Origin of the sequence: Mesorhizobium sp. B2-8-9 (genome assembly GCF_006439475.1) — a bacterium.
Classification (GTDB): Bacteria; Pseudomonadota; Alphaproteobacteria; order Rhizobiales; family Rhizobiaceae; genus Mesorhizobium.
Genome location: NZ_VFTQ01000016.1, coordinates 79567 through 101292, shown reverse-complemented (window position 1 = coordinate 101292; position 21726 = coordinate 79567). Strand labels below are relative to the sequence as shown.

The window sequence follows — 21726 nt, the reverse complement described above, 5'->3', positions numbered from 1 at the left end:
CCGGAAAGGACGAAGCGAATGAAGATGGACAAAGAAGACCTCGAGGGATTCGCAACCGATCCGGACACCGACATCGAATGCCTGCAGGTTGCGCCGTTGAGCGGCAACAAAGTGGCCATCCTGTTCCTGCTCAGCGATGCCGACTACGTCACCACTGTCTCGGTGATTTTCGTCGTCGAGAATTTCGACCCCAAGAAATCCCGTGGTGCCCTGGTAACGTCTGAATGGCTGATGGCGCTCTCAGCCGCGCCTTCTGGCGAGTTGTTCGCACTTGAGGCGACCACCTGGATCTGGCGATACGCTGGTACGACTTGGACACGTGACAAAGTCAGCGACAAAAGCCTCAGGCAGGTCTGGGCAGAGGATGCCGGAGGGCCGATCACGGTTGGCACGGACGGCGTGGCCTTCCGGCTCGTTGGGCCGCGATGGCAGGCGATTACGCCGCTCGGATCCAACGAGTACTTGGATATTCATGGACACCGCAAGCACGGCATCTATGCATGCGGTGAGATGGGCACTCTCCACCGCCTGATGGGTGCAGGCTGGCAGTCCTTGGAAACACACCGGCACGATCAGTTGCGCGGTATCGACGTCGCGCCTGACGGCAAGATCAGGGTCGCCGGCGATGACGGCGTCTGCCTTCGAATTGCAAATGACGAAATAACCGAGATAACCGCTACCGCCGACATGACTTATCTCTCCGTGCGAACCTTCAATGGCAATGCCTATTGGGGCGACGAGGCCGGGCTGAACATCGAAAAGGCCAACGCGCTTCTGCCATTCGAGGACACCGGCATTGCCTCAGACCTCCGCACGGATGGCGAGTTCCTGTACGTCGCCGGCATCGACACGGCGTGGCGGTTCGATGGCCGCAGATGGAAGACGCTGACTCTTGTCTACGATGACGGCCTTCGACTTATCTGAAACTGCCCAGCGGGGGCAGTATTTCTTTACCTCCGCAGACGAGGTTCACACTACGGACGTCTCACCAGACTGATGGCCGTTCTGCGACAGGTACGCTCGCACCTTGGCAAGGTCGAGGTCGGCAACGCGTTTCGGCGCGCCGTCGATCAGCATGCGCAAGACGAACATCTCTCCCGCTTCGGGATACTCGGCATAGAGGGCCTCAGCAATTTCCCGTCCGGCATCGCCGGCGGTCCGGAGGCCATCGAGATGAGCATCCAGCCTTTCGACAAGGCGCTCGAGCCGCTCCTCGTCCATATCGGGATTCTCGTCGGGATGCAGCAAATGATGGTCATAGACGGTCCAAAGAAACGCGGCCATTTCCGCGTGCTGACGCACGATCTCGCGCAGGACAACCTTGGGCATCAGTTGAGATTCACCGATGCCCCACGAACACGGTTGGTTGCGCTGGCATGGCTCGTTACGTAGGTGCCGCGGATCGTGATGCGTCCGTCTTTTTCCATGATGATCGTGGCCTTTCCGCAGCGAAGTTCAATGCGCTCATTTGCGTTGATCCTCACACGTTCTCCGTCCCGAACCACGTGCGGCGCATCAGATTTATGCGCGGGGTCAACAATCCGCCCGACAATCAGCGGCCGGCCTGGATCGCCCTCCTGGAAGAGCAGTGCCACCTCGGCGCCGATCATGTCCGAGGTCAATTCCGCGAGGCTTCGCGCCGACACGGCAGTTTCCTTTGGATTGCCCGGGAAAACCACAAGGGGGGAATCCTCACCGAAGCCCAGGAAAATGCCGATCACAACGCCATCAATCCGTTCTTTTGTCACCGCCATGGCCAGCCCTCAGTTCTGCTTTATCTCTGACCCCTTCATCGTGATGTCGCTCGAGGCCTTAACATTGATCTTGCCGGAGCCCTTGATGGAGATGTCGTTGCCTTCGATGGTTATGGTGCCGTCTTTCTTCATCGTAATCGCTGCGGAGCCGCATTTGAGGGCAATCGAATCGCCGGCCTCGATCAGGAATGTCTTGCCGACATTTATCTTTCCGTCCTCGCCGATTTGAACCATGCTCCCTTTGGCGATCCGCAACTCGTAGGCGCCCCCCACCTTGGTTCCGTCGTCGGCGGCGATTTCGGCACGCCTTCCCTTGCCGATCTTCGACTTCTGATCGCCGGCGATGTTGACGGTTTGGCCGCCGCCGATCGTCACGTCCTGATTTGACGCGATGTTCCAGCTGTCGTCGGCACCAATTTGGTGGCTCTGCGCCGACCCCACAGTGACCGACCGTGTCGCCCCAATCGTGTTCGTCTGCGAAGCGCCGACAGTTCGCGCTTCAGCCGCCCCCACCGTATCCACACGCGCCGCGCCCACCGTGACCGTCTGCACTAGCCCCACCGTCTGCGAATGGTTGGCGTCGATGTTTTCCGTCGAGTTGCCGACGACGTGGATGGTCTCATTCGCCCCCACCGTCAGCGACCTGTTCTTGCCCACCGTCTCGGTGTCGTTGCTGCCAATGTTGGTGGTCTGGTCGACGCCGATCTTGACGGTCTTGTTGTTGCCGACGTCCTCGTCGAGGTTGTGGCCGACGGAGTGCTTGGCGTCATGGTCGATGCGGTCGGACTGGTCGTGCTGGACCGTTTTGTTGCGGTCGTGCTTGATCAGCAGGTGATGATCCTTCTGGGCCTGGAAGTTGACCAGCTCGGAGCCCGCCTTGTCCTCGAACATCAGCTCGTTGTAGCCGCCGCCGCCTTTCGAGGAATTCGACTTCCAGCCGGATTGCGTGGCGTTGCCGGGCAGCCCATAGGGCGGCATCTGCGAGGCGTTGTAGACGCGGCCGGTGATGATCGGCAGGTCCGGATCGCCTTCGATGAAATCGACGATGACCTCCTGGCCAATGCGTGGGATCTGGATGAAGCCCCAGTTGCTGCCGGCCCAGGTCTGCGAGACGCGCACGAAACAGGAAGAGTTCTGGTCCTTCTTGCCGAGCCGGTCCCAGTGGAACTGCACTTTCACCCGCGCATATTTGTCGGTGAAGATCTCCTCGCCCGAAGGCCCGACAACGGTCGCCGTCTGCGGGCCGCGCATGATCGGCCGCGGAGTGATGCGCGCCGGGCGGTAGGGCAGTTTGGTGGGCGCAACGCCGAGCACCACCTTGAAATTCTCGCTGTGGGCCTCGTTCTGCGTCCGGTAGCCCGGGTCGAACAGGCGATATTCGGCGCTGACCACCAGATAGTCCTGGTTCTGGTCGTCGCGCGGAAAGCTTTCAAGCGTGAACTTGCAGCCGGAAAAAAGACCGCGCACGGTACCCACCGCCGTGCTGTGCTGATGCACTGCCTGAAGTTCCTCGCGGCGGATCCCGGCGATCTTGTCGCCGCGCCCGACATCGAGATGCGCGCCGGGCTGGCGGTAGTTCTCGCCCGAGGCCTCCTTATGGGCGAAGGGCTGGGCGGATTTCGCCATCAGATCGGCGCCGGGCTTCTCGAAATCATAATCCGTATGGGCATAGGCGCCCGGGCGCACCGCGCTGCCCGGAATCCACTCGGTGATGTATTCGACATCGCGCCGCGAGGCCTGGCCCTCGAAATTGTAAAGCACCTTCTCGTAACCGGGCGCCGGCTTCAGCTTGCTCATCGCATCGCAGAGGATGAGCGTGTGCTTGCCCTCGTCATGCTCGAAGAAATAGAAGATGCCTTCGTGCTCGAGCAGCCGCTGCACGAAATCGAGATCGCTCTCGTCGTACTGAACGCAATATTCGCGCTGGGGATAGGACCCCTGCAGCCGCTTCTCGAATTTGGCGATGCCGTATTTCGAGAATATCTTCTCGACGATCTCCACCGCCGTCATGTTCTGGAAGATGCGGCAGTCGGTGGTGTTGCCGAGAAACCAGGGCCATGGCCTGACGGTCGCCTCGTAGAAGGCCAGCCGGTCCTCGATGCGGGTCAGTTTGAAATCCGACACGAGGCCGCTGAACCAGCGCTTCGGATCGGATTCGCCCTCGACCGAAACGACGCCGCCCAGCATCTTCAACGGGTCGATGTCGCGGTTCTTCGAGACGAACCCAACCGTATAGGCAAAACAGCGGCTGATCTCATCGCGGCCGATGAGATGGGTGAAGGTCAGGTCGGCGCCCGCCGGCGTCTGCACAACCGTGGCGCGTTCGTTCGGCATGGTCGTGCCCCTCCTGGACGCGGCCGCCAGTATGATGGATTGAAGCCCCCGCTATGTTAACCGCATCACGTTCGGGAACTTTTCACGCCCACCGCACCGGACCGCTTTCAGCCTAGCACATGTTTGGCGGCGGCCAAATAACAGCCGTGGCTAAACCGCCCCGTGCGCCGGTGTGAAACGCAGCTCTCCCGCCGCGCTCGCAAGCTGCTAGAATGCCAGAGCATTTCCAGGAAAGCTGCGTTGGCGTTTCCGCCTGGAACTGCGCGGAAAATAAGCATTTTGTTGACCAAGTTGGGCGACGCTTCCGGATGTTCATCTCGCTCCAGATCAGCAATGTCGACAGGCTGCCGGGCGGCACTGCCGCCAGCTATGCCGCCCGCGACCGCAGCTTCGAGATCGGCCGCGAGAATTGCGACTGGACGCTGTCGGACCCGGACAAGTTCATTTCGGGCCGGCACTGTGAGGTCCGCTATCAGGCGGGTTCATTCTGGCTCTACGATGTCTCGCGCAACGGCACTTTCGTCAACGGGTCCAGCCAGCGCATGAGCGGACCGCATCGGCTGGCCCAGGGCGACCGGCTGCTGATCGGCCGCTATGTCGTCGGCGTTTCAATCGAAAACGAACGGGCCGCGACCGGACATCCGCAGACCAGGACGGGATCGACGCAGCGCGAGCTGCCGCCCTCGCTCGGCGGCCCGTCGGTTCCCAGCCATGAGCCGTTCTTCAGTCCGGCGGAACAGCGCCCGACCGGGACGGCGCCAGTCTCCAGATCGTCGGCCCCGCAGCCCGGTCCGGCGGCCCCGGCCAATCGGCCGGCGGAAGCGGACGCGATGCTGCGGGAGATCGCCAGGGCGGCGGGCATCGCGCCTGAATTGCTGCAGTCGCGCGACCCGCACGATGTCGCGGCCGAGATCGGCGCGGTGCTGAGGACGACGGTCGAGCAGCTATCCCTGCTGCTCAAGGCGCGTGCGGCGGCAAAGGTGCTCGCCAAGAGCTCGCACCGCACGATGATCGGCGCCGAGGACAACAACCCGCTGAAATTCGTGCCGGGCACTGACGACATATTGGAGATCATGTTCGCCAGGCGCAGGGCCGGCTATCTCGATGCCAGGCGCAGCGTCGAGGATGCGTTCCGCGACCTGAAGACCCATGAGATCGCGACCTACGCCGCCATGCAGGCCGCGCTGTCCAGGCTGCTTGATGACCTGTCGCCGGAAGCGATCGCCAAAAAGATCCCGCCGGCGTCCTTCTCGTCCAGGAAGAGCCAGGCCTGGGATGCGCTTGTCGCGACCTGGCGGACGATGGAAGACAAGCACGAGAACGGCATGCTGGATGTCTTCCTCGCCTATTTCGCCGAAGCCTACGCCAAGGCCGACAAGCAGAAATAGCCGCACGGGCACGGACCGCGCCGGCCGTATGTGACGGGTCTCATAGAAGAAGCCGCCTCTTCGAGCATCTTGCTCTCTGATTTCAATCGGCGGGCCGTTTCAATTGGGTATCCGGGCGACTAGAATGCCCAGGGACGCTTGCCCGGCGGGCAAAGCGGCGTGGCTTGGGGCGTGTGCAGCAATGTCATGTTTCGGCGAGATGAGCCTGTCCATGCGGTGCGCCGCCGAGGCTCAGGCTGGAACGCGTTGCCCCGGGCCAAAACCTGCTCATTGCAATTCGAGGGCGGGTCGTCGCCGATGAGTTCCAAGGACGATCCTTCCAGGCCGGCGGATAGAACCGTCATCCGCGCGCCGCGGCCGAAGCAGAAGCCGCTTGCGGCTCCCGAGAGATCCGGTCCGGAAGGCGCACGTCCTGCTCCATCGCCTGCCCGCGAGGCGACAATGTTCGACCCCGGCGGCGGCCGACAGATGCCAACCGGCTGGTCGTCCGGAACCGTGCTGTTTCAGGGGCCCGCCCCGGGAGCGGTGGACAATGCGACGCCGGGGCTGCCGCAGGATGCCCTGCTCGCCGCCGCCGAGGGCGTGCGATATGCCGCGACAAATCCGATCCTTGCCGCGGCGGCGCCGCTGCTGATGCTCTTCGGCCAATTGCGGCTGATACCGGTCGAACGGCAAGCCGCACCCTTGGCGGAGCGTATCGCCGATGCGATCGAGACCTTCGACCGCGCGATCGTCAAAGCCGGCGTAGCCGAGCAAGACGCGCGCATCGCCAAATTCGCCCTTTGCGAAACCGCCGACGACCTCGTCGGCAATCTACCTTGGCCGGACAAGGACAGCTGGCTTCAGCACAGCCTGGCGGCGCGGTTCTTCCACACCCAACCGACGGGCACGGGCTTCTATGGAGCGTTGAACAACATTCTCGCCCAGCCGGAAGCGCATTACGACCTGCTCGAACTGATGCATGCCTGCCTGTCGCTCGGCTTCCAAGGCCAGTATCGGGGGCTGACAAGCGAACGAAACATGCTCGAACGCGTCCGGCGCGACGTCTACGACACGCTGCGCTACCTCAAGCCGCGCGCCAACGACGACGTCTCGCCACGCTGGCAAGGCATGGCGGCGGCGCTGCCGAAGCCAAGGGCGCGGCTGCCGCTCTGGGCGGCAGCGGCCGCCGCGGCGACGCTGGTGACAGTGGCCTTCTTCGGGCTGCGGGTGCTGATCACCGACGAAGGCGACGCGACCGCCGGCGAATTGCTGGCGCTCAACCCGTCGACGCCCGTCACCATCGAGCGCGCCAGCGTGGCGGCGCCCACTGAGCCGGTGCTAGCCAGCCCGCCGCCGCCCGCGGTTCCGGACACCATCCAGATCGACCGCATCCGCGCCGCACTTGCCAAGGAGGTTGCCGGCGGCGGACTGAGCGTCGGCGAGAAGGGCGAGTTCATCATCATCGAGATCAACAACCAGCTTTTGTTTGCGCCCGGCCAGGCGGAGGTGAAGCCGCAGTTCCAGCCTGTCGCCGCCGACATCGCCACGGCGCTCGATGCTGAACCGGGGCCCATCAATATCATCGGCCACACCGACAATGTGAAGCCGAAGAAATCGAGCATTTTCAAATCGAACTTCGATCTTTCCGTCGCCCGGGCGAAGGCCGTCCAGGCGATGTTGGCCAAGCAATTGAAGGACCCGTCGCGGCTGACCGCCGACGGCAGGGGCGAGGATGAACCGATCGCCGACAACGGCACGGCGGACGGTCGCGCCAGGAACCGCCGCGTCGACGTTATGATCCCGAAACAGGAGACCCTGCAGACGAGCGCGGCGGCGGAGAACGGCAACTGATGCGCTGGATGCTGCGGATCTTCAGCTTGGCCGCGCTTGCCGGTTTCTCGGCGGCGGTCTGGTATACCGGGCCGCTGATCCGCTTCGCCGATACGCGCCCGCTTGGGCCTGTGTGGCTCAGGGCCACCATCATCGGCGTCACCGTTGCGGTGCTTGCGCTGTTCTACGGGGTCCGCTTCTGGCGGCGGCGCAAGGCGCAAAAGGCGCTCGAAACGGCGATCGTGCGCAGCGATGAGCGCAACGACGATTCACAGGTGCTTGAAGCGCGCATGAGCGAAGCCATCGCGACGCTGAAGCGGACGAGCGGCAAGCGCAATTTCCTCTATGATATTCCCTGGTACATCATCATCGGCCCGCCAGGCGCCGGCAAGACGACGGCGCTGGTCAATTCCGGGCTGAAGTTCCCGCTTGCCGGCTCCGGCAGCGCGCAGCCGCTGGCCGGCGTCGGCGGCACGCGATCCTGCGACTGGTGGTTCACCGACGAGGCGGTGCTGATCGACACGGCCGGCCGCTATACGACGCAGGAATCGGACCGTGAGCACGACAAGGCAAGCTGGCTCGCCTTCCTGGGACTGCTCAAGAAGCACCGCACCAGGCAACCGATCAACGGCGTGATCCTTGCCATCAGCCTTGCCGACCTGATCGGCTTCGACGACCGGCAACTCGACGCGCATGTCGCCGAGATCAGGAGCCGCCTGCGCGAGCTGCACGAGACGCTGAAGGTCCAGTTCCCGGTCTATCTGCTCTTCACCAAGGCCGATCTCATCTGCGGCTTCATGGATTATTTCGGCGATTTCGACGAGGCGCGCAGGCGCAAGGTATGGGGCGCGACGTTCCAGACCGCCGACCGCACCAAAAACATGGCCGGCGAGGCGCCCGCAGCCTTCGACGAGCTGGGGAAGCGGCTCGCCGAAGAAGTCGCCGATCGCTTGCAAGAAGAGCCCGACCCGGTGGCGCGGATCGCGCTGTTCGGCTTCCCGGCCCAGTTCGGGGCGCTGAAGAACCGGATAACGCAGTTTGTCGGCAGCCTGTTCGACACATCGAGGTCGCAGGTCAATGTCAGCCTGCGCGGGCTCTATTTCTCGTCCGGCACGCAGGAAGGAACGCCCTTCGACCAGGTGTTGGGCGCGATCGGCCGCAGTTTCGGCAGTGCCTCGCAGGCGCATCTTTCCGGCGCCGGCAAGAGCTTCTTCCTGCACGACCTGCTGGCCAATGTGATCTTCCCGGAATCGGGCTGGGTGTCCTTCGATCGGGCGGCCGAACGCCGCATCAGGCTCGCCAGGTTCGGCGGCCTGGCCGCAATCGCGCTGGCGGCGTTCGCGGCGCTCGGCATGCTTGGCCTCAGCTTCTTCGCCAACAAGGCGCTGATCGCTTCCACACGCCAAGCCATGGCGCATTATCGCGACAGCGCCGATAGCCTGCTCAAGAGCACCACGGTGACGGATGTCGACCTCGAAAACGTCATCGGTCCGCTCGACCAGCTGCGCAACCTGCCGGCCGGTTTCGAAAATAGCGACCAGGGAAAGCCGATCGAGGAGACGTTCGGGCTCAGTCAGCGCGAGCGGCTGCTGTCGGCCTCGAAGACGGCCTACCGGCAGGCGCTGGAGCGGACCTTCCGCTCGCGGCTGCTGGTGCAGGCCGAGCGGACGATCCAGGCCAGGATGGCCGATCCGATCGCGCTTTACGAGCCGCTCAAGATCTACCTGATGCTGGGCGGCAGGGCGCCGAAGGTCGACGACGAGCTGATCGTTTCCTGGATGAGGCAGGACTGGGAAGAGAACCGCTACCCCGGCGAGAACAACCGCGAAGGCCGCGCGCAGCTCGAAAAGCATCTGCGCGCCATGCTTGCGCTTGACGACGCCTACGATCCAACCTTTGCGCTCAACCAGCCGCTGGTCGAGGCCGCACAGCGCTCGCTCGGACGCATGAGCCTCGCCGACCGCGCCTCGGCGCAGATCAAGTCAGCGGTCTACGCGGCAAAGCTGCAGGATTTCTCCATCGCCGCGAAAGCCGGTCCGGAAGCGCAGCTGGTGTTCGAGCGCACGGATGGCAGCGAGCTCGCCGATCTTCAGGTCCCCGGCCTTTACACGCGCGCCGGGTTCAATGGCTTCTTCCTGCCGCAGCTCTCGCGCATCGCGCAGATGCTCGTCGACGACCAGTGGGTGCTCGGCGGCGGCGGGGAACAGGGCGGCATCGACCAGGACCTGCCCAGGCTCGGTCCCGAGCTCATCGACCGCTACGGCAAGGAATTCGCCGCAGCCTGGAACGGCGTGCTCGACCAGCTGAAGCTCAAGGCGATGCTGAAGGACAAACCGCAATATCTGGCGCTCTCCGCCCTCGCCGCGCCGGAGTCGCCGCTCGACCAGCTCTTCACCGCGATCGCCGATGAAACCGCATTGACGAAGGACAGCGGCGCCGACGGCGATATCGGCACGGCGCAGCAGGACCCCGCCAGCATGGCCAAGGGACTGGCCCGCATCGGCCTGCAGATCGCCGGCGGCAAGTCGCAGAGCCGCGCCGGCGCGAGCTCGGCCTTTGCGCAGAATGCCGGCGCGAACGTCGAGGCGCAGTTCCGCTCGTTCCAAGCGCTCGTCGGCGGGGCCGCCGGGCGCCGGCCGCTCGACGCGCTGACCCAGAATTTCCACGACATCTTCCAGAGCCTGAAGCTCGCGGCCGATGTCCCCACGCAGACCGAACGCGTCAACGCCAATTTGCAACTGCAGATCTCGACGCTAAGGGCCAATGTCTCGCGCCTGCCGAAGCCGCTGGCGCGCATGGTCAACGCGGCGGCGGACGAGCTCGAAGGCAATGTCGCCGAGGCCTCCGTAGCCAATCTCAACCAGAGCCTCGACCAGACGGTGACGCGCGTCTGCGAGGAGGCAGTCAACGGCCGCTATCCCTTCACACGCGACGGCACGGACGAGATCTCGATGGCGGATTTCACCAAGCTGTTCGCGCCTGGCGGGCTGATGGATCGGTTCTTCGCGCAGAACCTCGCGCCGCTGATCGACATGACCGGCCAGGAGTGGACTTGGAAGCAGGACGTCCGTTCCAGCCGCGACCTGGCCAAGTCGACCTTGAAGGCGTTCCAGTCGGCGGCGGAAATCCGCAGCGCCTTTTTCCCTTCCGGTGGCTCGGTGCCCTCGGTGTCGATCACCATAACGCCCACCTCATTGAACAGCGAAGTCGACAGCGCTTTGCTCGACGTCGACGGGCAGACGGTCCAGAGCGCCCAGGCCGGCAACGCGCCGAGCATCGTGACATGGCCGAGCGGCGCCGCTTCCGGATCGGCGAGCCTCAGCCTCGTGCCGGAAATGCCCGGCCGGGAGTCCGCGCTCAAATTTGAAGGACCATGGGCATTGAAGCGGCTTTTCGACAAAGCAACCATCACCGGCGACGGCGCCAACACCGAAGCGCGCTTCGTGATCGGCGGACGCGATGTCGCCTACACCATCCAGGCCGGCTCGGGCGCCAATCCGTTGCTGCTGCCGGCCTTGTCCGGCTTCAGCTGTCCGAAGGCGTTCTGAGATGGTCGGTCCCAGCCTTCATTTCGGTACTCTAATACATACGCTTGTGGCAGAGTGGCCTGGGCACGCGGCCCATGGCTGGTCACAGAGGACGCCTGCTGAGCGCTTGGTGGCAAATTGAGCACTGTCGCCTTCCCCATCGACAGCTTCGGCGTGAGCCACAAGGGCTGCGTGCGCGACCACAATGAAGACAATTACCTCATCGAGCCGCAGACAGGGCTGTGGGTGGTGGCCGACGGCATGGGCGGCCATGAGGCCGGCGAAGTCGCCTCGGCCAGCATCGTCGACCATCTCGCGACGATCGGAATTGCGAGCTCGGCGCCGGATCTTCGTGCCCGCTTCGAGGACAGGCTCAGCCGCGCCAACGCCGAGATCCGCAACATCTCGCGCTCGCGCGGCATCACCATCGGCTCCACTTTCGCGGCCCTGCTTGCCATGGATGGGCGCTTCGCCTGCCTGTGGGCCGGCGACAGCCGCATCTATCTCGTCCGCAACGGCTCGATCTTCCAGGTTTCCAAGGATCACACCGAGGTGCAGGAATTGCTCGACCGCGGCATGATCAGCGCCGAGGAAGCGCGCGTCTGGCCGCGCCGCAACGTGATCACGCATGCGATCGGCGTCAGCGACCAGCTCGAGATCGATTTCCAGCAGGGCGAGCTGATGGCGGGCGATGTCTTCGTTCTGGGCACCGACGGATTGACCGCGCATGTCAGCGACGCCGAGATCGAGGCCGCGGTCAGATCCGCCACGCCGCGGACGGCATGCGAGAACCTCTTGGAAACCGTGCTGGCCCGCGGCGGCACCGACAATGTGACCATCGTGCTCGTGAAGGTCGGCGACGGGCAAAGCGGCGCGATCCATTCGGATCGGTCCGCGGCGGAGGGGCTGGCCGGATGAGCGACGACGACAAGACACGGCTGTCGACGAACGTCACCTATACGGGTGTCGGCACACAGCTCAGCGGCATTTACGAGCTCGACGAGAGGATCGCCTCCGGCGGCATGGGCGAAGTCTATCGCGGCCACAACATCCAGACCGGCGACCATGTGGCGATCAAGATCGTGCTGCCCGAATTCGCCCGCGACCAGACGATCCTGTCGCTGTTCCGCAAGGAAGCATCGATCCTCAACCATCTGTCGCATGACGCGGTGGTGCGCTACCACGTCTTCACCATCGATCCGGGGATCGGCCGTCCCTATCTTGCGATGGAGTTCGTGGACGGCCAGTCGCTGTTCGACGTCATGCGCCGCGGGCCGATGCCGGGGGATGATGTGCGCCGGCTTTGCCATCGCCTCGCCTCGGGGCTCGCCGCGGTGCACCAGGCAGGCGCGGTGCACCGCGACCTCTCGCCGGACAACATCATCCTGCCCGGCGGTCGGGTGGAGCGCGCCAAGATCATCGATTTCGGCATCGCCCGGTCGGCCACCGTCGGCGGCGAAACGCTGATCGGCGGAAAGTTCGCCGGCAAATACAATTACGTCTCGCCCGAACAGCTCGGCCTCTATGGCGGCGAGGTCAGCGAGCAATCCGACATCTACAGCCTCGGCCTGGTGCTGGCGGCAGCGCTGCGCGGAAAGCCGCTCGACATGAGCGGGTCGCAATATGAGGTCATCGAAAAGCGCCGGGCGGTGCCGGACCTGTCGGATATCGATCCCGATTTCCGCGAGCTGATCGAAGCCATGCTGCAGCCGGATCCGCGCGACCGGCCGGCCAGCATGGCCGAGATTGCCAGGGCCTCGCGCGGCGAGGATCTCGAGGCGACATTGCCGCCGCCGGTGTCGTTTGGGGCACGCGAACGCTCCGGCCTGCCGCGCGCCGGTTGGACGGCGCTGCCGGATTCCAAACCGCAGCCGCCGGCGTCTCCCGGCGAGCCCCGCTTCGTTGAGCATGTGCGTCCCGCACATCTGTCGGAGCCACGGCCCGCGCCGGCAGCCGCCCCGGCCAGTGCGCCCGCACCGGCCGCACCCAAAAAGACTTCGCGCATGCCCGCCATCGCCGGAGGGGTCGCGGCTCTCGCTGTGCTGGTTGGGGGCGGCGTTTATTTCAGCGGTGTCCTGGCGCCCCCGCCGGCAACGGTAACACCCAAGCCACTGACGCCGAAGCCGGTCGCCGAAGCCGCCAAGCCGGTGGCCGAGGCGCAGCCACCGGAGGCGCCGAAATCTCAGGCGCAGGCACCGGCCGCGGCTCAGCCGCAGGCGCCGAAGCCTGACGGCGCCGCCACCATCGAGACGGCGAAGCCGCCTGTCCAACCCGATGCGGAGGCCAAGACGCCCGTCGAGAGGCCGGCCCGGCCTGCCACTCAGCCGGAGAGCGAGGCCAACAGCCAACCGCATCTCCCACAGGTCGAGACCAAACCGGCGCAACCGCCGGCGGCGCAATCGCCGAAGCCTGCGCCAGCTCCCGCGCTAGCGGCCGCCGAAAGCCACAAGCCGGCGCAGCCTGCAGGCAAGCCGGCAGCCAAGACGCCGGAACCGAGCCAGGCGGCTGAGAACAAGCCGGCGCAGGAGGCAAGTCCGCCGGCGGCCAAGCCGAGCGTAAAAGAGCTCGTGGAGATGCTTTCCAAGTTGCCCAAGCCGGCGGCTTCCCCACCTCCAGCTTCGCAAAGCCAGGCATCGACGCAGCCGACGCCTCCGCCGGCCGAGCCGAAGGCGCAGACCCCAACACCTAGTCAGCCGGAAACGCCGATCGCGCCGGCACAACCAGCGCAGCAAGCGCAGACACCGGCGGCCAAGCAGCCCGACAACACCGACGTTGCCATCAATGTGCCGAAGCCGGCGCTTCCTTCAGCGGAAGACGACATGATCAAGTGGAACGACCAGCGCTCCTGGGTGCGTGATTTCAGCGGCGGCAGCTGTTTTTACGCGAACGTCACTTCCGGACCTGGCGCCACCCCGACGATCGAGGGATACGCAACGGCGGTGCAGCCGTTCGAACAATTGCTCAACGATTTCCAGACGAGGTTCCATGTCGAGCCGGACATCAGCGTGCGCCTGATCACCCCGCCGCAGTGCGGAGTGCCCACCTTCCTTCGCTTCCTCGACCGAAGCTCGGCTGCAAAGCCACAGCTTGTCCTCGACCGGACATCGGTCCCCGACGGATCGCCGGTCAGCGGCGCGCTGTATACGGGCGGCGGGCTTGTCTCGAACATCATGCTGATCGACCACAAGGGCATCGCCTTCAATCTCGACGACCGCATGGTGCCGCAGACCGACAAGGTGACTTTCAACATCCCGATCGGTCTCGCTGCCGCGGACAAAGCAGCCGGCAAGGCGGTGCCGCAGATCATGCTGGTGATCACCGGCCCCAAGGACATCCAGGCTGCCATGTTCTCCAGACCGACGCCGGCCTCGGAGCTTTTGCCGAGGATCCTCGAGGAGATCGAGGCCGATGGATCGCAGTTCTCCGCCACGGCCACCTATTTCCGGCTTGGCGGATAGCATGAACGCCGATGGACCTTCGCCGCCTGCGTTATTTGCACCAGCCCTCGCCACGCAAGCAGCGTAACCGGCTCCGATTGCCGGGCCGCATGACGCTTGTGGCGCTGCTCGGCGCGGCGCTGTTCTCGATCCTTTCGCCCGGCAAGGCGCATGCCGAATTCACCGTCTGCAACCAGACGCTCGACGTCGTCAATCTCGCGGTCGGACAGAAAGTCGACAATGCCGACCAGACTGACGGCTGGTGGACCATCGGCGCCAACCAGTGCGTCAACGTCATCCGCGAGGAGCTGGCCAATCGCTACATCTACCTCTACGCGACGGACGTCTTCGGCCACGCGATCCTCAACGGATCGACCGAGATGTGCATCGACCGGCGGCGCTTTTCGATCCGTGGCATCGAAGAGTGCTGGCAGCGCGGCCATATCGCGGCGCGCTTCGTCGAGGTCGATACGCAGGAGCAGGTGCGCTGGACCTACTTCCTGACCGGAAGCAGCCCGTGACGCACTCGATCGACACGAGCTTCAGGCAGAAGAAGCTGGCGCGCTTGGCCGAGCGCCGGCGCAAGCTCTGGCGCGGAATCCTTGCAGGGGCCGCAACGCTCGCCGTCGTCGCTTTGGTCACCGGCTTCTACCTAACCAGGGACTATTGGTCGTTCGGCGACGAGGACGAGGAGCTGCATCCCGTCGAGGGCATGGAGGACGTGCCGCCCGATGCCTCGGTCTATGTGCCGGCGATCATCGACCTCGCCGGCGATCCGATGTGGATCACGCTGGCGCCCGATGCCGACAGCGCGAAGAAAGGCAAGACCGTCGCGCGCCCGGCTGAGCTCGACAGTTCCGGGGCTTCGCCGCAGATCGAGATGCTGTCCGACGTAATGCTGAGCGCCAGCGAGAAGTTCATGACGACGATCCCGTCGACGCAGGAGGACTTCGCCTTCTTCCAGGCGCAGCGGCAGGCCGCTTCCAAGCCTTCGGCGGCGACGCCCGACGACGCGCAACCGGCACCGCCCGCTCCGGCCGCGGCGCCAGACGATCAACAGGGCGATCAGCAGGGCGACCTCGAGAACGACCTCCAGGCGGCGCCTGACGAGAGCGACGCCGGCCCGGCGCCCAAGGCCGACGCCGACGACCCCGAGGCCGGCTGGGGCGAGACCATCGACCAGGGGGAAGCCGCGCTCCCGGCTTTCAAGAAGACCGCGGTCGAGAACAACACGACCGTGGCGACCGTCGCCAGCGAATATCAGCGCTTCGAGGCGACCGAGGATACCTTCGTGAAGATCCTCAACGACCGCAGCCTGGACAGCGTGGCACTCGACGCGCATTTCTCCGCCGACGACGCGAAGCTTGCGGGCGAGGCGCTGAAGACGCTGTTCAACCGCGACGGGCTGGAGCCCGGCTTTGTGGTGGCCATGCGCGGGTTCCGGCCGAACCGCGAGACGACGATGATGTCGCTGATGCAGGTCTCGATCTACGCCAAGAATGTCTATGTCGGCACGCTGACGCGCAATGCGGCCGGCGCCTTCGTGTCGGGCGTCGACCCCTGGGTCCGCGAGGATCTGTTCAACTATTCCGGCGCCTCCGACCAGGGCGGGCCCAAGCGGCAGTACCGCCTGCTCGACGCGATCTATTCGACGGCAGCACGCAACAAGGTGCCGACCAGCGTCATCGGCGAGGCGATCATGTATCTGTCGCGGGGGCAGGACCTCGACGCCTTTGCCAGCGAGGACCAGCGCCTGGTGCTGATCTATTCGCAGACGCCGCGCGGCCAAGGCGAGATCTCCGGCCGGGTGCTCTATGTCGGTGTCCAAGGCGCGCAAAAGAGCCTCGACTGTTTCGTCTTCCAGCAGAGCGACGGCCAGTATGCCTGCGTGACGGGCGACGATCAGGTGCGATCGCTGACCGTCACCAACGGCATGGTCACACCGGTCGCCGGAGTGATGACCTCGACCTTCGGCCCGCGCAAGCATCCGATCCTCGGCACGGTTCGAATCCATAAGGGCGTCGACTGGGCGGCGCCGGTCGGTACGCCGATCGTGGCCGCCTTCGACGGCGCGATCTCCTTTCAGGGCGATGGCGGCGGCTACGGCAATCTGGTGAAGATCACGCATGCCAACGGCCGCGAGACGCGTTATGCGCATATGCAGAAATTCGCCATCGCCAGCGGGGTCGGCACCAAGGTGAAGGCCGGCGACGTCATCGGCTATATCGGCACAACAGGGCTTTCGACCGGCCCGCATCTGCATTTCGAACTCTATCAGAATGGCGTGGCGATCGATCCGCTGGGCACGGTCACTTCGGTCGCCACCGCCGTTTCCGTCAGCTCCGGCGGCTCAGGCGATTCCGCCGTCGAGACGCTGACCGACCGGATCGTGCACGTCGAAAGCGGCGGCAGCGCCCGTGCCAAGAACCCGCTTTCGTCGGCGACCGGCGCCGGCCAGTTCATCTCCAAGACCTGGATCCGCATGATGAACACCTATCGTCCCGATCTCGCCCGCTCGCTTTCGACCGCCGACCTTTTGGCGCTCCGCTACGACGCGACGCTGTCGCGCGAAATGGTGCGCAACCTGGCGCGCGAAGGCGAAGCCTATCTGCGCGCCCGCGGCCACCAGATCACCGCCGGTCGCCTCTATCTTTGCCATTTCCTCGGCATGGAAGGGGCGCATCAGGTGCTGGCGGCGCCGGGCTCGTCGCAATTGACCGCGGTTCTGGGATCAGCCGTCATCCAGGCCAACCCGTTCCTTACCGGCAAGACCGCCAGTTATGTCGTGGACTGGGCCGAGCGGAAAATGGGGCAGAAGGTGCCGCGCGTGGTGACCGACCAAGGCCAGCCGGCGACGACCACGACCGAAATCCGGCAGACGTCTCCCGAATTCGAAAAATACAAGCAGGCGATCGCCGCGCTGATAGGTTCGATCCAGAATACGCCGGGACCCGGCTGACCGTGGTCTTTTGGCTAAGGCACGATTTCGACGCGCGGTGAGCTGGAACATTTGAGAGGATTCGACGTTGCCGGCCATGGTCAAAAAGCAATCCAACGAAAACGGTTCGTGCTTCGAATTCGACGTCATGCGCGAAGCGTTCAGGCGCTGGGTCGATGAGGATGAGATTCCTGAAGATCAATGGCGACCGCGCGCGACGAAGCTGGTTCGCATCATGACCGGGGACGATTACGTCGATCCCAACGTGGTCGAATGGATCATGCGTAAAAAACCCCAGCGCTGAGGGGGATCGGCGCTGGGGCTCTTTGGGCATGTACGCTGTACCGGCATGGCCGAATATCAGGCTGCGCTAATATCGTAAACGAGTGGTAAATTGCTTCCTCTAAGCCATGGTCCCGAAAACCGGCTCCCACTTTTCGGGTCATGCTTTAGAACTGATCGAGAATGCGAGCCCTGCCTGTCGGCAGTCGCCCATCGGCAGTTCGCTAAGAGCTGATCGGCGCCGACCGCCCTATTGCGTCCTGATCCGCATTTCCACCCGGCGGTTGACCGGATCGTAGGGATTGGCGACGCGCGGATGCGACTTGCCCAGGCCTATCGGCTCGAGGCGGGTCGATTGAACGCCGTTCGCTGTCAGGAAGGCCGCCACCGATTGCGCCCTTCGCTGCGACAGGTCCTGGTTGTAGCGATCCGTACCGGTCGCGTCGGTGTGGCCTTCGACGACGAAGCTGAACGTGCTCAGCCTATTGTCCTTCAGCGCCTTGGCGAACTCGTCCAGCTCCGTGCGGGCGGTCTGGTCGAGCTGGGCCGAATCCAGGGCGAAATTGATCATCATGTCGAGGCTGCCCTTTTGGGGCGCCTCGTTCTTGTCGGCTTTGCTCTTGCACTCTTCCTCGGTGCCGACGCAGATACCCCGCGACGCGCCAAGATTACCCTGGCCAGCGAAGAACTTCACGATGTCTTCCGATTTCTGTAGCGGATCGGCAAAAACGTGCGTTGAAAAAAGCACGGTCGCCAATGCCAAGGCTGAGCTGCCCCACCGCATGACCGTCACTCCTGTTTGAGCGGGTTTCGCTGGCGCGCACCATATCAAATCTTGAAGCGATTGTCTGTGAACAAGCGCACGTTGCCGATGGCCGCCACCTGCTAAAAGCTAGAGCATGATGCCGAAAAATATGAAGCGGTTTCGGGCGGCATCATGCTCTAGTTCTTTGATTTAGAGACGGGTTCATCCGGCTCTAAGGCTTGACCGGCTCTCGGCTAAAGGCTTGAGTGGTTATCAGCTGGCTCTCGGGGTTTGGCAGCCATGGCCAACGAACTCGGATACAGAACCGCAAGGGATCTCTTTCTTGCCTGTCCCGCGATCGCCCGGGACATGAAATCGCCGCCCGCCAATCAATCCCCGCTCGAGTTCTGCCGCGCCCTGCTCGCCGGGCGCGTGCCGGAGGAGGCTGTCACGTTCTGTGCCTATCTCCTGCCGGAACGCGCCGCGGTCTGGTGGGGGCATGAATGCCTGAGCCATCTCTCAGAACTCCTTGCCGATAGGGACCTCGAATTGCTGGCGCTCGTCAATGACTGGGTCGGCGAGCCTGGCAATCCCCGTCATCGAATGGCGCTGGGCGACGCCGTCGATCCGTCGCCGACGACGCCGGCTGCTTGGATCGCTCTGTCCGCGGCGTGGCGCGACCCGGCCTTCGATATGCTGTCGACTGGATTTCCCGCCGCCCACGCCGTCAACGCCGGGATCCTGGCGGGGCTGGCGCGCGTCTCGACCGCGGACCGCTTTGGCGTGCTTTCGGCCTTCGTCGATATGGGCATCCAGATGGTGGAGATGGAGGCGCAGCGGCAATCGGTCGACGCGTATTAGGGCCTACCGCACACAGTCATTTGCAGCCGCCTTGCGCCCACCTGGCCAAAGCGACCTTGAAGCGCGTGCCGAGCGGATGCTGCAGGCGCAGCACGGAGACGTCGTTGGCAGCGAAATTCTTCGCCTGCTCGCAAAGGCGGGTCTCGTTCCACTCGTGGCAGCCGTCGCAGTGCTTGCCTTGCCAGACCGACTTGTCGAGGCCTTCGACCGGACTGAAAAGCGGTTGTCCCTTGATCAGTTGGGCTATGCTCTTGCCGTCGATCGCCGGGTCGCCGAACTTGACCGGGCGATCGAAAAAGATCGGCCCGTCCGTTCCCAACTTCGGGATTCTTTCACGCAGCGCATTGAGCGCAAGCTGTTCGTCGGTCTGGCCGGACGCCGCGCCGGTGTTGCGCGTCCCGGAGCCCGCTTCGGCCTGCGGCGGACCTGCCTCGCCGACGATCAGCGGCGCATTGAGATCGATCCTGTGCAGGACGACCTCGGTGGTCAGCGAGACGTTGATCCAGGGGCGCTGCTTGCCGGCAGTGGCCTTGAAGACATCGCTGGTCACCCTGTTCATCGCTTCGGTGATGGAGACGTTGGCTTCACCGATATGCTGGAGCAGCGCCGTGGTGAACGGCGAGTGGTCGCCCGAACCGTCATAGGCGAGCTGGTTCGGACTTGCGGCGAAGGCGACCAGCGTGCCGGCGCCGCCATTCTCGATCGGGATTTCAGCGAGGCCGCTGCTTGCGCCCTTGATGCCGGCGGTCTTCGCCAGCACGTCGGCGAGCGGATTGTCGCGGCAAGCGTCCAGGAAAACCAGTCTTATGCTGGTCTCGCGCGACATCTGGCGCAGGACGAAATCGACCGAGACGGCCTCGAAATCGAGCGAGGTCTCGTCCTCGAGCGCGGCGTCGACCGGAAGCAGATAATTCTTACCGGAGACCTGCAGGCCATGGCCGGCATAGAAGAAAAGCGCGATGTCGGCGCCCCGCACCTGCTTGGCAAACTGCGCGACCGTAGTCTGTGTCTGCTGCTTGGTGAGGTCGAAGCCGGAGACCACCTCGAAGTCGAGGTCCTTGAGCCGATCGGCCATGGCCTGCGCATCCCACGCCGGATTGGCGAGCGGCGCCGCGTGCTGATATTGCGAGTTGCCGAGCACGAGCGCGACGCGCCGCTCGGCATTTGCGGCGGCCATCGTCAGAATCAGGGCAAGCGCCACAACTCCCGCGGCGCGAAGCAGGCCACCGCAAAAGGCGATCGGACCAGGACCCACCGTCACCTCAGTTGGTGAGCTTGCTGGCGGAGAATTCGATCCGCCGGTTGAGCGCCTTGTTCTTGGGCGTGTCGTTGGCGGCGACCGGCTTGTCCTCGCCATAACCGGCCGAGCTTATCTGGTTGCGCGGCACGCCGTCGGCGATAAGCGCATCGGCGACCGCCTGGGCGCGCCGCTCGGAGAGCGCCTTGTTCGCCTCGGGCGATCCGTCGGAATCGGTATAGCCGGACACTTCGACCTTGAGGGCCGGGCATTTGCCGACGACGCCCTCGACCTCCGCCAGCAGCGGGCGGCTCTTGGCGTCGAGCCTCGCGCTCGCCTGGCGGAAATAGATGGCGCCGGTGCGCGAGAGCACGGCAAACCGGTTGAGGCATTCCTCGTCGCTGAAATTGGCTTTCGCGGCATCGGTGGCGACGGGGCCGACCTCGGCGGTCGAGGCCGCAACGGTCTGCACGGCGGCCGGCTTGGCGCCGTCGGCGGTGAAGACGAAATCGAAGGACACCGACGCCGTGGGCACGATGTTGGTCACGTTGGCCGCCTGCTGCAATTTGTCGATGTTGGGCAGGAGGCCGAAATCCTCGACATGGACCGCGACGGGCGCTTCCGAAGCGACGGAAACCTGGGCGTCGCTGATCATGGTGACGACGACGCTTGCCTCGAGATCCTTGTCGACGCCATGCAGGCTGAGGCGGAACGGCAGTGTCGTCTTCACGCGGCGCTTGGTAGGCAAATCGGCGAACGCCGCTGGGTCCACCTTCGCAGTCACTTCGGCCGTCGGATAGGTGAATGTCTCGAAAAACAGGAAACGCATGCGAACGTTGCGCAGGTCGACGCCCGTATCGACGGAATTGAGGTCGAAGCTGATCCTGGCGTCGCCGGCGGAACTCAGCGTGCCGGTGATGTTCCTGATCTTATTGGTCTCGACGATCGTGTTCTTCTTGACCGACTGGTAGGTGAGCACCGAAGCGGACGGATCGAGCGTCCAGTTCGGCGCGGCGCTCGCAGCCTGCGATCCGAAGACCAGCAGCGCGACTACGACCAAGCCAAAAGCCGCGGCCTTGGCTCGCATTTTTCGCCAGAATGCGACGACTTCGAACATGGAACGCCCCCGCCAGGACAACCCGATCTCGATACCGGCATGTGATCGGAGCATAGAGCACTTGCCCCGGCTTGGCGAGCGGTTACGGCGGACTTGATAAACGACTCGGCCGCAGCTCCCGAGTCCTCATCCCCAACCGCCTCCGCCGCCTCCGCCACTGCCCCCTCCCCCGCCTATCGGTGCAATGACAGGCGCGGTTTCGGTCTGAACGGGCTTGATCAGTTTCTTGGCGGTGACCTTCTTGCGCTCGACGACTTTTGGCGCGGTCGTCGTGCGAACAGCCTTCGTCCTATG

At 64.3% G+C, this 21726-nt stretch carries 16 protein-coding genes; 10 read left to right on the top strand and 6 right to left on the bottom strand.

Annotation, left to right across the window (positions count from 1 at the left end; translation table 11 throughout):
* Positions 1-18: 18 nt before the first annotated feature.
* A complete protein-coding gene (locus FJ423_RS19705) occupies positions 19-924 on the top strand; it encodes a hypothetical protein (protein ID WP_140844106.1) in 906 nt (301 codons plus the stop codon).
* A gap of 45 nt (positions 925-969) precedes the next feature.
* On the opposite strand, the gene FJ423_RS19700 is transcribed toward FJ423_RS19705, so the two are convergent.
* The 3 genes from FJ423_RS19700 to tssI are packed head-to-tail and all read right to left on the bottom strand — an operon-like array spanning position 970 to position 4088.
* On the bottom strand, positions 970-1329 hold the full coding sequence (locus FJ423_RS19700; RefSeq protein WP_140844104.1) for a hypothetical protein: 360 nt from the start codon (positions 1327-1329) through the stop codon (positions 970-972).
* Positions 1329-1754 (bottom strand): DUF6484 domain-containing protein, encoded by a 426-nt coding sequence (locus FJ423_RS19695; RefSeq protein ID WP_140844102.1) that lies wholly within the window; start codon positions 1752-1754, stop codon positions 1329-1331. Before FJ423_RS19695 ends, FJ423_RS19700 begins: the two co-directional genes overlap by 1 nt.
* A 9-nt stretch (positions 1755-1763) precedes the next feature.
* A complete protein-coding gene (gene tssI, locus FJ423_RS19690) occupies positions 1764-4088 on the bottom strand; it encodes a type VI secretion system tip protein TssI/VgrG (protein WP_140844100.1) in 2325 nt (774 codons plus the stop codon).
* A 308-nt stretch (positions 4089-4396) separates the two neighbouring features.
* Between tssI and tagH the strand changes: the two genes are divergently transcribed.
* The 8 genes from tagH (at position 4397) to FJ423_RS19650 (ending at position 17494) form a co-directional block, all read left to right on the top strand.
* Entirely contained in the window at positions 4397-5476 is a 1080-nt protein-coding gene (tagH, locus tag FJ423_RS19685) for a type VI secretion system-associated FHA domain protein TagH (protein WP_140844098.1), read from the top strand.
* Between the two features lie 441 nt (positions 5477-5917).
* Entirely contained in the window at positions 5918-7309 is a 1392-nt protein-coding gene (gene tssL / locus FJ423_RS19680; protein WP_348642910.1) for a type VI secretion system protein TssL, long form, read from the top strand.
* Positions 7309-10836 (top strand): type VI secretion system membrane subunit TssM, encoded by a 3528-nt coding sequence (gene tssM / locus FJ423_RS19675; protein ID WP_181174844.1) that lies wholly within the window; start codon positions 7309-7311, stop codon positions 10834-10836. Before tssL ends, tssM begins: the two co-directional genes overlap by 1 nt.
* Before the next feature lie 117 nt (positions 10837-10953).
* On the top strand, positions 10954-11733 hold the full coding sequence (locus FJ423_RS19670) for a PP2C family serine/threonine-protein phosphatase (RefSeq protein ID WP_140844092.1): 780 nt from the start codon (positions 10954-10956) through the stop codon (positions 11731-11733).
* A complete protein-coding gene (locus FJ423_RS19665) occupies positions 11730-14273 on the top strand; it encodes a serine/threonine-protein kinase (protein ID WP_140844090.1) in 2544 nt (847 codons plus the stop codon). Before FJ423_RS19670 ends, FJ423_RS19665 begins: the two co-directional genes overlap by 4 nt.
* Before the next feature lie 89 nt (positions 14274-14362).
* Entirely contained in the window at positions 14363-14773 is a 411-nt protein-coding gene (locus tag FJ423_RS19660) for a DUF1036 domain-containing protein (protein ID WP_181174849.1), read from the top strand.
* A complete protein-coding gene (locus FJ423_RS19655; RefSeq protein ID WP_140844088.1) occupies positions 14770-17211 on the top strand; it encodes a M23 family metallopeptidase in 2442 nt (813 codons plus the stop codon). The genes FJ423_RS19660 and FJ423_RS19655 overlap by 4 nt, the downstream gene beginning before the upstream one ends.
* A gap of 67 nt (positions 17212-17278) precedes the next feature.
* The gene (locus tag FJ423_RS19650) at positions 17279-17494 is read left to right on the top strand and encodes a hypothetical protein (RefSeq protein ID WP_140844086.1); all 216 of its coding nucleotides are present in this window, start codon (positions 17279-17281) and stop codon (positions 17492-17494) included.
* A gap of 228 nt (positions 17495-17722) precedes the next feature.
* On the opposite strand, the gene FJ423_RS19645 is transcribed toward FJ423_RS19650, so the two are convergent.
* Positions 17723-18256 (bottom strand): OmpA family protein, encoded by a 534-nt coding sequence (locus tag FJ423_RS19645; RefSeq protein ID WP_181174843.1) that lies wholly within the window; start codon positions 18254-18256, stop codon positions 17723-17725.
* A 261-nt stretch (positions 18257-18517) separates the two neighbouring features.
* Between FJ423_RS19645 and FJ423_RS19640 the strand changes: the two genes are divergently transcribed.
* Positions 18518-19078, top strand: coding sequence for a hypothetical protein (locus FJ423_RS19640; protein WP_224707942.1), 561 nt, complete (start codon positions 18518-18520; stop codon positions 19076-19078).
* Between the two features lie 16 nt (positions 19079-19094).
* Here FJ423_RS19640 and FJ423_RS19635 read toward each other — a convergent pair whose 3' ends face one another.
* Positions 19095-20255, bottom strand: a complete 1161-nt coding sequence (locus FJ423_RS19635) for a caspase domain-containing protein (RefSeq protein ID WP_246680202.1) — start codon at positions 20253-20255, stop codon at positions 19095-19097.
* A gap of 85 nt (positions 20256-20340) precedes the next feature.
* A complete protein-coding gene (locus tag FJ423_RS19630) occupies positions 20341-21432 on the bottom strand; it encodes an OmpA family protein (protein ID WP_140844080.1) in 1092 nt (363 codons plus the stop codon).
* Positions 21433-21726 lie beyond the last annotated feature (294 nt).

What these genes read in the sequence shown, in the direction of transcription:
- FJ423_RS19705 (WP_140844106.1), top strand. Translation starts at nt 19, where the DNA reads ATGAAGATGGACAAAGAAGACCTCGAGGGATTCGCAACCGATCCGGAC.
- FJ423_RS19700 (WP_140844104.1), bottom strand. Translation starts at nt 1,329, where the DNA reads ATGCCCAAGGTTGTCCTGCGCGAGATCGTGCGTCAGCACGCGGAAATG.
- FJ423_RS19695 (WP_140844102.1), bottom strand. Translation starts at nt 1,754, where the DNA reads ATGGCGGTGACAAAAGAACGGATTGATGGCGTTGTGATCGGCATTTTC.
- tssI (WP_140844100.1), bottom strand. Translation starts at nt 4,088, where the DNA reads ATGCCGAACGAACGCGCCACGGTTGTGCAGACGCCGGCGGGCGCCGAC.
- tagH (WP_140844098.1), top strand. Translation starts at nt 4,397, where the DNA reads ATGTTCATCTCGCTCCAGATCAGCAATGTCGACAGGCTGCCGGGCGGC.
- tssL (WP_348642910.1), top strand. Translation starts at nt 5,918, where the DNA reads ATGTTCGACCCCGGCGGCGGCCGACAGATGCCAACCGGCTGGTCGTCC.
- tssM (WP_181174844.1), top strand. Translation starts at nt 7,309, where the DNA reads ATGCGCTGGATGCTGCGGATCTTCAGCTTGGCCGCGCTTGCCGGTTTC.
- FJ423_RS19665 (WP_140844090.1), top strand. Translation starts at nt 11,730, where the DNA reads ATGAGCGACGACGACAAGACACGGCTGTCGACGAACGTCACCTATACG.
- FJ423_RS19660 (WP_181174849.1), top strand. Translation starts at nt 14,363, where the DNA reads ATGACGCTTGTGGCGCTGCTCGGCGCGGCGCTGTTCTCGATCCTTTCG.
- FJ423_RS19645 (WP_181174843.1), bottom strand. Translation starts at nt 18,256, where the DNA reads ATGCGGTGGGGCAGCTCAGCCTTGGCATTGGCGACCGTGCTTTTTTCA.
- FJ423_RS19640 (WP_224707942.1), top strand. Translation starts at nt 18,518, where the DNA reads ATGGCCAACGAACTCGGATACAGAACCGCAAGGGATCTCTTTCTTGCC.
- FJ423_RS19635 (WP_246680202.1), bottom strand. Translation starts at nt 20,255, where the DNA reads ATGGCCGCCGCAAATGCCGAGCGGCGCGTCGCGCTCGTGCTCGGCAAC.
- FJ423_RS19630 (WP_140844080.1), bottom strand. Translation starts at nt 21,432, where the DNA reads ATGTTCGAAGTCGTCGCATTCTGGCGAAAAATGCGAGCCAAGGCCGCG.